We start from the raw sequence: 13,255 nt of genomic DNA, 5'->3' as shown, positions 1-13,255 counted from the left end.
GCCGAACGCACCAACCCCCACACCGCAGCACCAGCAAGATCAACAACATCCGACCCCGACTCCACACCCACCGCACCCCGCGTCACCACCACGAGTTGCGCGTCGAGGAAGACCTCGTCGTCCACCCAGTCCTGCACCACGGTCAGCGTGTCGGTCAGCAGCGACCGGACCGCATCCGGGCTCATCGCAGTCGTCCCGCCGGCCTCACCGGAACACCCCAGGAACACCAGCTCCGGTCGGGCGACCTCGCCGCGCACCACCCGCTCACGCAACTCGGCGAGCGTCTGATGGAACGTCACGTCGCTGTTGCCGGAGGCGTCTGCGAACCAGGCTGCGCCGGCCGAACCCACCACCGCGACGGGCGCGGAACCGGCCAGGACGGGGGCCGTCGGCAGCGGCGTCCAGTCAAGCCCGTACAGGGAGTTGGCGGCGGCAGCGTCCCCGGCGCCCAACTGGTCGGCGGAAACCACCCTCAGCGCCAGGGATTCCACCGACACCACCGGCAGCCCGGCGGAATCGGTCATGTCGAGGGAGACGGCCTCCTGGCCGACGCGCTTCAGCCGCACGCGCAGCGCCGCCGCCCCGCTCGCGTGGAGACGAACCCCGGACCACGCGTACGGAAGACGGGCCTCACCGACCTCGCCGACCAGGCCACCCAGCCCCACGGCATGCAGAGCCGCGTCCATGAGGGCGGGATGCAGCCCGAAGGCTCGCGGGTCGGACCCGGCATCCTCCGGCAGCACGGCCTCGGCGAACACCTCGTCGTCGGTCCGCCACACGGCCCGCAGTCCTCGGAAGAGCGGCCCGTAGGCGAATCCGGACTCCAGCAGGTCGGCATAGAAGCCGTCGAGGTCCACGGCCTCGGCACCGGCCGGCGGCCACTCACCCACCGCCACGGGCAGCGCGCGGGCCGAACCCGTACCGGCCGCCAGCGAACCCGCCGCATGCCGCCGCCACGCCTCCTCCACCCCATCCGAACCCACACCCTCCGGCCGCGAATACACACCCACCGCCCGCACCCCCGACCCATCCGGGGCACCCACCACCACCTGCAACTGCACCGCACCCCGCTCCGGCAACACCAGCGGAGCCTCCAACGTCAACTCCTCCAACACCCCACAACCCACCTGATCCGCAGCCCGCAACACCAACTCCACAAACCCCGTCCCCGGCAGCAACACACTGCCCAGAACCGTGTGATCAGCCAGCCACGGATGAGTCGCAAGGGACAAGCGGCCGGTGAAGAGGAGCTCGTCGCTGTCCGCGACCTCGATCGCCGCACCGAGCAGCGGGTGGGCGGCAGCCTCCAGCCCGAGACCAGTCGCGTCCTGCGCCCCTGCAGCGGATGCCTCCGGCCAGTAGCGCTGGCGTTGGAAGGCGTAGGTGGGCAGGTCGATGCGGCGGGCGCCGGTGCCCTCGAACAGTCGCTCCCACGCGACCGGGGTGCCGGCGGCATGCAAGCGGGCCAGCGCCTCTACGACAGCGCGCACCTGGTCGCGTCCCGAGCGCATCGTCGGCACCACAGCGCGGGCCGGGCCGTCCTGCGGCAGGCACTCAGCGACCATGCCGGACAGCACCGCATCCGGGCCCACCTCGACGAAGCTGCCAACACCCAGCTCCAGCATGGAGGTTACTCCATCGGCGAAACGCACCGCGTCGCGAACCTGGCGCACCCAGTACTGCGGCTGCGTCCACAACTCCGACTCCACCCGGCCGGTCACCGTGGAGACCAGCGGCAGTACCGGCTCCCGCAACTCCAACCCGGCCACGACGCCCGCGAACTCCTCCAACATCGGATCCATCAGACCCGAGTGGAACGCATGACTGACCGTCAGACGCCGCGTACGGCACCCCTGCTCGGCCAAAGCAGCCGCACCAGCCAGCACCGGTTCCTCGTGCCCGGACAGCACCACCGACGACGGACCGTTCACCGCCGCCACCCACACACCCTCCACACCCTCGACCTGCGCCAGCACCTCGCGGACCATGTCCTCGGACCCGCCGACCGCGACCATCGCGCCACCCGTCGGCAACGCCTGCATCAACCGGCCACGCGCCACCACCAGCGCGCACGCATCCTCCAGCGACAACACACCCGCCACATGCGCCGCCGCGATCTCACCCACCGAATGCCCGGCCAGCACACCGGCTGTCACACCCCACGACTCCAACAACCGATACAGCGCCACCTCCAACGCGAAAATCGCCGGCTGCGCAAACCCCGTCTGGTTGATCAAGTCATCCGACGGCAGCTCCACCCCCAGCTGCGTGCACACCACCTCGTACGCCCGCGCGAACACCGGGAACGCCTCACCCAACTCCCGGCCCATACCAGCCCACTGCGAACCCTGACCCGAGAACACCACCCCCAACCGACCCGACACCGCGCCCGAGACCCCGACCGCACCCGACGCCAACCCACCCAGAGCAGCCAGCAGCTCACCACGATCCGCCGCCACCACCGCCGCCCGATGCTCAAAAACCGAACGCGACGTCAACACCGAGAACGCCGCATCCAGCACCCGGACATCGCCCTCACGCACCCACTCCAGCAGCGCCGCCACCTGACCCCGAACGGCTTCCTCAGACTTGCCCGACACCACCAACGGCACCACCGGAAGCCCGACCACTGGCTCTTCAACAGCCGTCTCCGCAGGCACCTCAGCCTGCTCCAGGATCACGTGCGCATTCGTCCCACTCACACCGAACGACGACACCGCAGACCGGCGCACCCGGCCACGGTCAGGCCAGATCTGATGTTTCGTCAAAAGCTTTACTGTGCCCGCCGACCAGTCGATCTCACTCGACGGCTCATCGACATGCAGCGTCTGCGGAAGCACGCCCTCCCGCATCGCCATCACCATCTTGATGACACCCGCCACACCGGCCGCCGCCTGCGTGTGACCGATGTTGGACTTCACCGACCCCAGCCACAGCGGCTCGTCCGCCGACCGCTCCCGGCCGTACGTCGCCAGCAGCGCCTGCGCCTCGATCGGGTCACCCAAACGCGTCCCCGTCCCGTGCGCCTCCACGGCGTCCACATCACCCACCGCCAGCCGCGCATTGGCCAGCGCCTGCCGGATCACCCGCTGCTGCGACGGACCATTCGGCGCCGTCAGACCATTCGACGCACCGTCCTGGTTCACCGCCGAACCCCGCACCACCGCAAGCACCTTGTGCCCGTTCGCCACCGCGTCCGACAGCCGCTCCACCAGCAGAACGCCAACACCCTCGCCCCAGCCCGTGCCGTCCGCCGCATCCGCGAACGCCTTGCACCGACCGTCAACCGCCAGACCGCGCTGCCGCGAGAACTCGACAAAGGTCGCCGGGGTCGACATCACCGTCACACCACCGACCAGCGCGAGGTCGCACTCGCCCGAGCGCAGCGCCTGCCCGGCCAGGTGCAGCGCCACCAGCGACGACGAACACGCCGTGTCCACCGTCACCGCCGGCCCCTCCAGACCGAACACGTACGACACCCGGCCCGACATCACACTCGCCGCGTTGCCGATGCCAAGGTGACCGTCTCCGCCGTCGCCGGTGCGGGTCAGCAGCGAGGCGTAGTCCTGGCCGTTGGTGCCGGTGAACACGCCGGTCTGGCTGCCCTTCAGCAAGGCCGGGTCGATACCGGCCTGCTCGAACGCCTCCCAGGAGGTCTCCAGCAGCAGTCGCTGCTGCGGGTCCATCGCCAGCGCCTCACGCGGCGAGATGCCGAAGAAAGCCGAGTCGAACTCGCCGATGCCGCCGAGGAAGGCACCTTCCTGGACGTAGAGCTTCCCTGCGGCCGCGGGGTCGGGGTCGTAGAGGCCGTCCACATCCCAACCACGGTCGGCGGGGAACGGACCGACCGCGTCCACGCCGTCGGTCAGCAGCCGCCAGAAGTCCTCGGGAGACCGGACACCGCCGGGGAAGCGGCAACTCATCCCCACGATCGCGATCGGCTCGTCCGTGACGGCGGGCAGCGCCACCAGGGTTCTCGACTCCGGTTGTCCGCCCAGCAGTTCGGCGGCCAGGTGGTCGGCCAGGTCGGCGGGGGTCGGGTAGTCGAAGACGAGGGTCGCGGACAGGCTCAGACCGGTGGCGGCGTTCAGCCGGTTGCGCAGCTCCACGGCCGTCAATGAGTCGAAGCCGGCCTGCTTGAAGGCGCGTTCCGGGTCGACGGCGGTCGCCGAGGCGTGTCCCAGCACCGCCGCGGCGTGCGAGCAGACCTCAGCCGTCAGAAGGCTGGCGCGCTCGGCGGCCCCCAGACCACTGAGCCGCTGCGCGAGCGCCGGCCCGACCTGCGCCGACATGTCGGCGCTGCGATCGCGCAGGTCACGCACCTCGGGGACGTCGCTGATCAGCGAGTCGACACCGGCACCGGCCAGTGCCGGAAGCAGGCGCGCCCAGTCGACATCCGCGATGACCGCCGCGGTCTCGCGCCGGTCGAGCGTCTCCTGGAGGGACGCGATGGCCAGTTCCTGCGCCATCGGCAGCACCCCGCTGCGGCGGATCCGGTCGCTCGCGGCCGGGTCGGCCGCTGCCATGCCGCCGCCGTCCCAGGCGCCCCAGGCGATGGCCGTCGCCGCGAGGCCGCGCGCGCGGCGGTACTGCGCCAGGGCGTCCAGGAAGGCGTTGGCCGCCGCGTAGTTGCCCTGCCCGGCAGCGCCGACGACACCCGCCAGCGAGGAGAACAGGACGAAGGCCGACAGGTCGAGGTGCGCCGTCAGCTCGTGCAGGTGCCAGGCGGCCGTGGCCTTCGGGCCCAGCACCCGTTCGAACCTCGCGGGCGTCAGGGAGTCCAGCACGCCGTCATCCACCACACCCGCGACGTGCATCACCGCGGTGAGCGGAAGCTCGGCGGGGATCTCGGCCAGCAGGCGCTCGACAGCAGCCCGGTCCGCAACGTCGCACGCGACGATCGACACGCTCACACCGAGTGCGGTCAGCTCCGCCCGGAGCTCGGCGGCCTCCGGCGCGTCGGGGCCCCGGCGGCTGGTCAGCAGCAGGTGCTCCGCACCGCTGCGCGCCAGCCACCTGGCGACCTGCGCTCCGAGTGCGCCCGTTCCGCCGGTGACCAGCGTGGTGCCGCTCGGCCGCCAGGCCGCCTCCGGCTTCACACCGCGTGCCGCCCTCGTCAGCCGCCGGGCATAGGCGCCCGGCTGCCGAAGCGCGACCTCTGGCTCGCGCAGTCCGGCCAGTACACCGACCAGTTGGTCGACACAGCGGGCATCCACCGTTGCGGGGAGGTCGATCAACCCACCCCAGCGCTCGGGGTACTCCTGCGCGGCAGCAGCGCCGAGTCCCCAGAGCTGGGCGTGCTCCGGCCGGGTCAGGGGATTTGTCTCATCGACCGACACCGCCCCCTGAGTCAGCACCCACAGGCGCCCGGCGACGGCCACATCGTCCAAGGCCTGCAGAAGCACGGTCGTTCCGACCAGGCCCGGCCACTGCTCGGGGCCGCTCGGCCCGTCGGACGTCAGCGCCAGCAACGAGAGGACACCGCTGACCTCACCGGCGGCCGCCAGCCGGTCCGCGAGGGTCGGCCGGTCGATGCCGGACCCGTCGAGGTACACGGGGAGAACGTCGGCGCCGTGGCCACGCAATGCATCGATGCACAGCTCGGCGGACGGGCAGTCCATGGGTGCGACGACCAACCAGCGTCCGGTCAGCACCGCCGCCGACGGCATGGTGACGGTCTTCCAGGTGAGGCGGTAGCGCCAGTGATCGGTCGCGGACTGCTCACGCACCCGCTCCCGGTACGACGACAGCACCGGAAGCACCGCGCCGAGCGACTCCGCCTGCTCGTCGGCCACTCCCAGCGCCGCGCTCAGCCCCGCCAGGTCACCACGCTCCACGACCTCCCAGAAGCGGGCGTCCACCGCGTTCGAGGGCACCTGCCGCTCCGAGGCCTCGAGCCAGTAGCGGCGGCGCTGGAAGGCGTACGTCGGCAGGTCGATGCGGCGGGCGCCGGTGCCCTCGAACAACCTCCCCCACGCGACCGGGGTGCCGGCGGCATGCAAGCGGGCCAGCGCCTCCACCACGCCACGCACCTGGTCACGCCCCGAACGCATCGTCGGCACCACAGCGCGGGCCGGGCCGTCCTGCGGCAGGCACTCCGCGACCATGCCGGACAGCACCGCATCCGGGCCCACCTCAACGAAGCTGCCAACACCCAGCTCCAGCATGGCGGCAACACCATCAGCGAAACGCACCGCCTCGCGAACCTGGCGCACCCAGTACTGCGGCTGCGTCCACAACTCCGACTCCACCCGGCCGGTCACCGTGGAGACCAGCGGCAGCACCGGCTCCCGCAACTCCAACCCGGCCACGACGCCCGCGAACTCCTCCAACATCGGATCCATCAGACCCGAATGGAACGCATGACTGACCGTCAGACGCCGCGTACGGCAGCCCTGCTCCGCAAGCTTGGCAGCGGCCGCCAGCACCGGTTCCTCATGCCCGGACAGCACCACCGACGACGGACCGTTCACCGCCGCCACCCACACACCCTCGACCTGCGCCAGCACCTCGCGGACCATGTCCTCGGACCCGCCGACCGCGACCATCGCGCCACCCGTCGGCAACGCCTGCATCAACCGGCCACGCGCCACCACCAGCGCACACGCATCCTCCAGCGACAACACCCCCGCCACATACGCCGCCGCGATCTCACCCACCGAATGCCCCGCCAACACCCCAGCCGTCACACCCCACGACTCCAACAACCGGTACAGCGCCACCTCCAACGCGAAAATCGCCGGCTGCGCAAACCCCGTCTGATGGATCAAGTCATCCGACGGCAGCTCCACCCCCAGCTGCGCACACACCGCGTCATACGCCCGCGCGAACACCGGGAACGCCTCACCCAACTCCCGGCCCATGCCCGCCCACTGCGAACCCTGACCCGAGAACACCACCCCCAACCGACCCGACACCGCGCCCGAGACCCCGACCGCACCCGACGCCAACCCACCCAGAGCGGTGAGCAGTTCACCACGGTCCGCCGCCACCACAGCCGCCCGATGATCGAACACCGAACGCGACGTCAACACCGAGAACGCCGCATCCAGCACCCGGACATCGCCCTCACGCACCCACTCCAGCAGCGCCGCAGCCTGACCCCGAACCGCCTCCACAGACTTGCCCGACACCACCAACGGCACCACCGGAAGCCCAACCACAGCCCCCGACTCCGCCACCTCCGCAGGCTCCTCCGCCTGCTCCAGGATCACGTGCGCATTCGTCCCACTGATCCCGAACGAGGACACCGCAGACCGACGCACCCGCCCCGTCTCCGGCCACGCCCGCGACTGCGTCAGCAACTCCACCGCACCCGCCGACCAGTCGACATGCGGCGACGGCGCGTCCACGTGCAGCGTCCGCGGGAGCACACCCTCCCGCATCGCCATCACCATCTTGATCACACCCGCCACACCGGCAGCCGCCTGCGTGTGACCGAGGTTCGACTTCACCGAGCCCAACCACAGCGGAAGTTCGGCATCCCGCCCCTGACCGTAGGTCACCAGCAGCGCCTGCGCCTCGATCGGGTCACCCAGCCGCGTCCCGGTGCCATGCGCCTCCACGGCGTCCACATCACCCACCGCCAGCCGCGCATTGGCCAGCGCCTGCCGGATCACCCGCTGCTGCGACGGACCGTTCGGCGCCATCAGGCCGTTCGACGCACCGTCCTGGTTCACGGCCGAACCCCGCACCACCGCAAGCACCTTGTGCCCGTTCGCCAGCGCATCCGACAACCGCTCCAGCACCAGGACTCCGACGCCCTCGGCCGAACCGAACCCGTCGGCGGCCGCGGCGAACGCCTTGCACCGGCCGTCGGGCGACAGCGCCTTCTGACGGCTGAACTCGGCGAACATCGCCGGGCTGGCCATGACCGCGACACCGCCGGCCAGCGCCAGGTCGCACTCACCCGACCGCAGCGCCTGCGCCGCCAGGTGCAGCGCCACCAGCGACGACGAACACGCCGTGTCCACCGTGACCGCCGGCCCCTCCAGCCCCAGGCTGTACGCAACCCGGCCGGAGGCGACGCTGGCGGTGTTGCCGGCGAGGAGGTAGCCCTCGAACTCCGCCGGGGCGTCCTGCAGTCGAGCCGCGTAGTCCTGGTAGGTGAGCCCGAAGAACACCCCGGTCGGACTGCCCGCCAGCGAGGACGGAGCGATGCCGGCCCGCTCGAAGGCCTCCCAGGAGGTCTCCAGCAGCAGCCGCTGCTGCGGGTCCAGGGCCTGGGCCTCACGCGGCGAGATCCCGAAGAACTCGGCGTCGAAGTCGGCCACGTCGTGCAGGAAGCCGCCGCTGCGGGTGTACGAGGTGCCGGGACGCCCGAGCCCCGGGTCGTACATGCCCTCGATGTCCCAGCCGCGGTTCGTCGGGAAACCGGAGATGGCGTCGTTCTCGGCCAGGACGAGGCGCCACAGGTCCTCGGGCGAGCGCACGCCGCCCGGGTAGCGGCAGCTCATCGCGACGATGGCGATCGGGTCGTCCTCGACCGGCGTCACGACGGGTGTCCCGGGCCGGTCGGCGCTGTCCGTCGTGCCCGCGAGCTCGCTGAGCAGGTAGCGGCTCAGCGCGGCAGCAGTGGGGTAGTCGAAGATCAGCGTGGCGGGCAGCCGGACACCCGTGGCTGCGCTGAGCCGGTTCCGCAGCTCCACGCCGGTCACCGAGTCGAACCCGGCGTTCTTGAAGGGCGCGTTGAGCTCGACCTGGTCGGGCGAGCCGTGGCCCAGGACGGTGGCCACCTGGCCGCGCACCAGGTCGTGGACCGTACGCTCGCGCTCCGAGGCCGGCATGCCGCGCAGCCGTTGCGCCAGCGGTGAAGCGGGCTCCGTCGCCGCCTCGTTCTGACCGGCGCCGGCCGCGACCAGGGTCCGGACTTCGGCGATGTCCCTGATCAGTGGCCGCTGCCGGGACGAGGTGTAGACGAGGAAGTACCGCTCCCAGTCCAGGTCGGTGATGATCAGGCGCGTCTCGTCGCGGTCCAGCGCCTGCCCCAGGGCGTGGGTGGCCAACTCCGGTGCCATCTCCAGCAGACCGTGGCGGTGCAGCAGGTCCCGCGCCACGCCGGCGGCCATGCCGCCGCCGCCCCAGGCACCCCAGGCGATCGATGTGGCGACCAGGCCCTGCTGGCGGCGCCACTGGGCGAACGCGTCCAGGAAAGCGTTGCCGGGGGCGTAGTTGCTGTGCCCCGGGCTGCCGAACTCACCCGAGAAGGAGGAGAACAGGACGAAGGCCGAGAGATCGAGGTCCCGGGTGAGCTCGTGCAGGTGGACGGCTGCTTGGGCCTTGACGCCCAGCACGCGCTGCATCTGATCAAGCGTCAGCGCGGTGACGGCCGAGTCCTCGAGGACCGCGGCGGTGTGGATGACCGCGGTGAGCGGCGCCTTGACGGGGATGTCCGCGAGGAGCTGCGCGAGTGCCGCACGGTCTCCGACGTCGCAGCGCGCGATCGTCGCCTTGGTTCCCAACGCCGCTATTTCGTCGACCAGTTCGCGGGCACCCGCCGCATCGGGGCCACCACGGCTCACCAGCAGGAGGTGCTCCGCACCACGGCGGGCCAGCCAGCGTGCAACCTGACCGCCGAGCGCCCCGGTTCCTCCCGTCACCAGCGTGGTGCCGGTCGGCTTCCAGGAACGCACGACCGGCGTCTGGTCGCCGGGCGCGCGACCCACCCGCCGAGCGAACGAACCGGCCGCACGGACCGCCACCTGGTCCTCGCCGTCGAGGCCGGCCAGCACCGACGCCAACCGCCGCGCCGCAGCCTCATCCGCGATCTCGGGAAGATCGATCAGACCGCCCCAGCGCTCCGGCCGCTCCAAAGCGAGCACCAGGCCGAGGCCCCACACCTGGGCCTGTTCAGGGTTACGCAGGCCGTCCTCCGGTCCCACCGAGACAGCGCCCGCGGTCACGCACCAGAGCGGCGCCTCCAGGCCGCTATCGACCATCCCCTGGAGCAGGGCCACAGTCGCGGCGAGACCGCCGCTCACCGCCGGGGCCATGGCACGCGCCTGGGCGTCAACGGCGAGCAGCGAGAGCACGCCCCGAACGTCGCGGTCGGCGGCGGCCGATGCGAGCAGCCGCTGGTAGTCCTCCCGCTCCGCATGGGCCGGGTCCGCCTCGATGACGACCACGTCAGCACCGCGCGCCGTCAGCACCTCCGCGCACAGCTGCGCCCAACCGCTCTGCCCGGCCTCGCCCGTCGGCGCCACCAGCAGCCAACTGCCGGCCATCCGGCCGACTCCGGCGCCGGCGACGGGCTTCCAGGTGGTGCGGTAGCGCCACCCGTCGACCGTCGAGTCCTCCCGCACCTGCCGACGCCACGACGACAGCACCGGAAGCACCGCTCCCAGCGACTCCTCCTGCCCGTCATCCAGACCCAACACATCCGAAACAGACGACACATCCGCCTGCTCCACCGCACGCCAGAACGCCTCATCCACCGGATCCACCACGCCGGCCTCACCCCGCAGCGGCACGTCCAGCCAGTAACGCTGATACTGGAAGGCGTAGGTGGGCAGGTCGACGCGGTGGGCGCCGGTGCCCTCGAAGAGGGTGGGCCAGGCGACCGGGGCGCCGTACACGAACGCCTGCGCCAGGGACGCGGTCAGGCGCGGCCAACCCCCCTCACCACGGCGCAGGGTGCCGATCGCCGCAGCGGCGATGTCCTGCTCGCCGATGACCTCCTCGATCGCCGGAACCAGGACCGGGTGCGAGCTCACCTCGATGAACAGGCCATGCCCTTGGGTGAGGAGGTTCTCGATGCCGTGACGGAACTCCACCGTCTGACGAAGGTTGGTGTACCAGTACGCGGCGTCGAGCTCCCTGGTGTCCAGGAAGCCACCGGTCACGGTCGACCAGAACGGCACCTGGCCGGAAACCGGCACGATCGGCGCCAAGTCGCGGGCCAGACGCTCGCGCAGGCCCTCCACCATCTGCGAATGCGAGGCGTAATCCACCGGGATCCGCCGCACCCGCACCCCACGACCCTCACACCACGCCATGAACTCGCCCAACGGCACGGCCGGGCCCGAAACCACCGTCGACGCAACCCCGTTCACCGCCGCAACCGACACCCCCTCCCCACCCCACTGCCCCAGCAGCCCGCGCACCTCACCAGCACCCGCGCCCACCGACACCATGCCACCCGAACCCGCCAGTTCCTCCGCAATGGCCTTCGAGCGCAACACCACCACCCGCGCGCCATCCACCAACGACAACCCACCCGCAACCACCGCCGCAGCGATCTCACCCTGCGAATGCCCCACAACAGCCGCCGGCTCGACCCCGTTGGACCGCCATACCTCGGCCAGCGACACCATCACCGCCCACAACACGGGCTGCACCACATCAACCCGCCCCAACCACCCCTCATCACCCGAACGCACCACCTCACCCAACGACCAATCCACCAACTCGCCCAGGGCCCGCTCACACTCACCCATCCGCGCCGCGAACACCTCCGACGACCCCAGCAACTCCCCCGCCATCCCCAGCCACTGCGACCCCTGACCCGGGAACACGAACACCACACCGCCATCAACCGCACCAGAGCCGGACACCACACCCACGCCGGCCGCACCGGATGCCAACTCGCCCAGACCCGCGAGCAGTTCACCGCGATCGGTGCCCAGCACCACCGCCCGATGGCCGAACACCGAACGCGACGTCAGCACCGAGAACGCCGCATCCAGCACGCTCAACCCCGGCTCGGCCTCCAACCGCTCCACCAACGCCGCCGCCTGACCCCGCACCGCCGCCTCGGACTTGCCCGACACCACCAACGGCACCACCGGAAGCCCAACCACCGAGTCAAGCTCCGCCACCACGGGCTCCTCGACCTGCTCCAAGATCACGTGCGCGTTCGTCCCACTCACACCGAACGACGACACCGCGGCCCGACGCACCCGACCCGTCTCCGGCCACCCCCGCGACTCCGTCAGCAACTCCACCGCACCCGCCGACCAGTCCACCTCGCGCGACGGCTCATCAACATGCAGGGTCCGCGGGAGCACGCCCTCCCGCATCGCCATCACCATCTTGATCACACCACCGACACCGGCAGCCGCCTGAGCGTGGCCGATGTTCGACTTCAACGAACCGAGCCACAGCGGCTGTTCGGCATCGCGCCCCTGACCGTAGGTCGCCAGCAGCGCCTGCGCCTCGATCGGATCACCCAGCCGCGTCCCGGTCCCGTGCGCCTCCACCACGTCGATGTGCTGCGCGGGCAGACCTGCGTCGATCAGGGCGTCGCGGATCAGCTGCTGTTGGGCCGGCCCGTTGGGTGCCGTCAGACCGTTCGACGCACCGTCCTGGTTCACCGCCGAACCCCGCACCACCGCAAGCACCTTGTGCCCGTTCGCCACCGCATCCGACAGCCGCTCCACCAGCAGCATGCCGATCCCCTCGGCCCAGCCCGTGCCGTCCGCCGCATCCGCGAACGCCTTGCACCGACCGTCCGCCGAGAGGCCGCGCTGGCGGCTGAACTCGATGAACGTCCTCGGCGTGGACATCACCGTCACGCCACCGGCCAGCGCCAGGTCGCACTCGCCCCGGCGCAGCGCGTTGGCCGCCAGGTGCAGCGCCACCAGCGACGACGAACACGCCGTGTCCACCGTCACCGCCGGCCCCTCCAGGCCGAACACGTACGAGACCCGGCCGGACGCCACGCTGCCCGCGCTGCCGCTGCTCAGATACGCCTCGATGTCCTCGGGCGACGTCTCGAACCGGGACGCATAGTCGTGGTACATGACCCCGGCGAAGACACCCGTCCGGCTGCCCCGCACCGACACCGGGTCGATGCCCGCGCGCTCGAACGCCTCCCAGGAGGTCTCCAGCAGCAGCCGCTGCTGCGGGTCCATCGCCAGCGCCTCACGCGGCGAGATCCCGAAGAACGCGGGGTCGAACTCGGCCGCCTCGTGCAGGAAGCCGCCCTCACGGGCATAGAAGGTGCCCGTGTGCTCGGGGTCAGGGTGGTAGAGCCGGTCAAGGTCCCAGCCGCGGTCGGTGGGGAACTCGGAGACGGCGTCCATGCCGTTCGCGACGAGCTTCCAGAGGTCCTCCGGCGAGCGCACGCCGCCCGGGTAGCGGCAAGCCATCCCGACGATCGCGATCGGCTCGTGCGCCCGCTCCTCCGTCACGCGCAGGCGCTGCTTGACCTCGCGCAGGTCGGTGGTGACCCGCTTGAGGTAGTCCCGGAGCTTCTCCTCGGTCGATTGCATGAAACTCTCCACGCTCGCGGCGGTCAGTAAGGTCGGTGGGCGGG

1 protein-coding gene is annotated in these 13,255 nt (G+C 71.1%); it reads right to left on the bottom strand.

Going from position 1 to position 13,255, the window contains the following annotated elements:
- Positions 1-13,211: type I polyketide synthase (locus P3T35_RS37380; protein WP_348533456.1), on the bottom strand; the 13,211-nt coding region annotated here is incomplete at its 3' end.
- Positions 13,212-13,255 lie beyond the last annotated feature (44 nt).

Origin of the sequence: Kitasatospora sp. GP30, assembly GCF_029892145.1 — a bacterium.
GTDB classification, from domain to species: domain Bacteria; phylum Actinomycetota; class Actinomycetes; order Streptomycetales; family Streptomycetaceae; genus Kitasatospora; species Kitasatospora acidiphila.
This window is presented reverse-complemented; position numbering and strand designations above follow the sequence as displayed.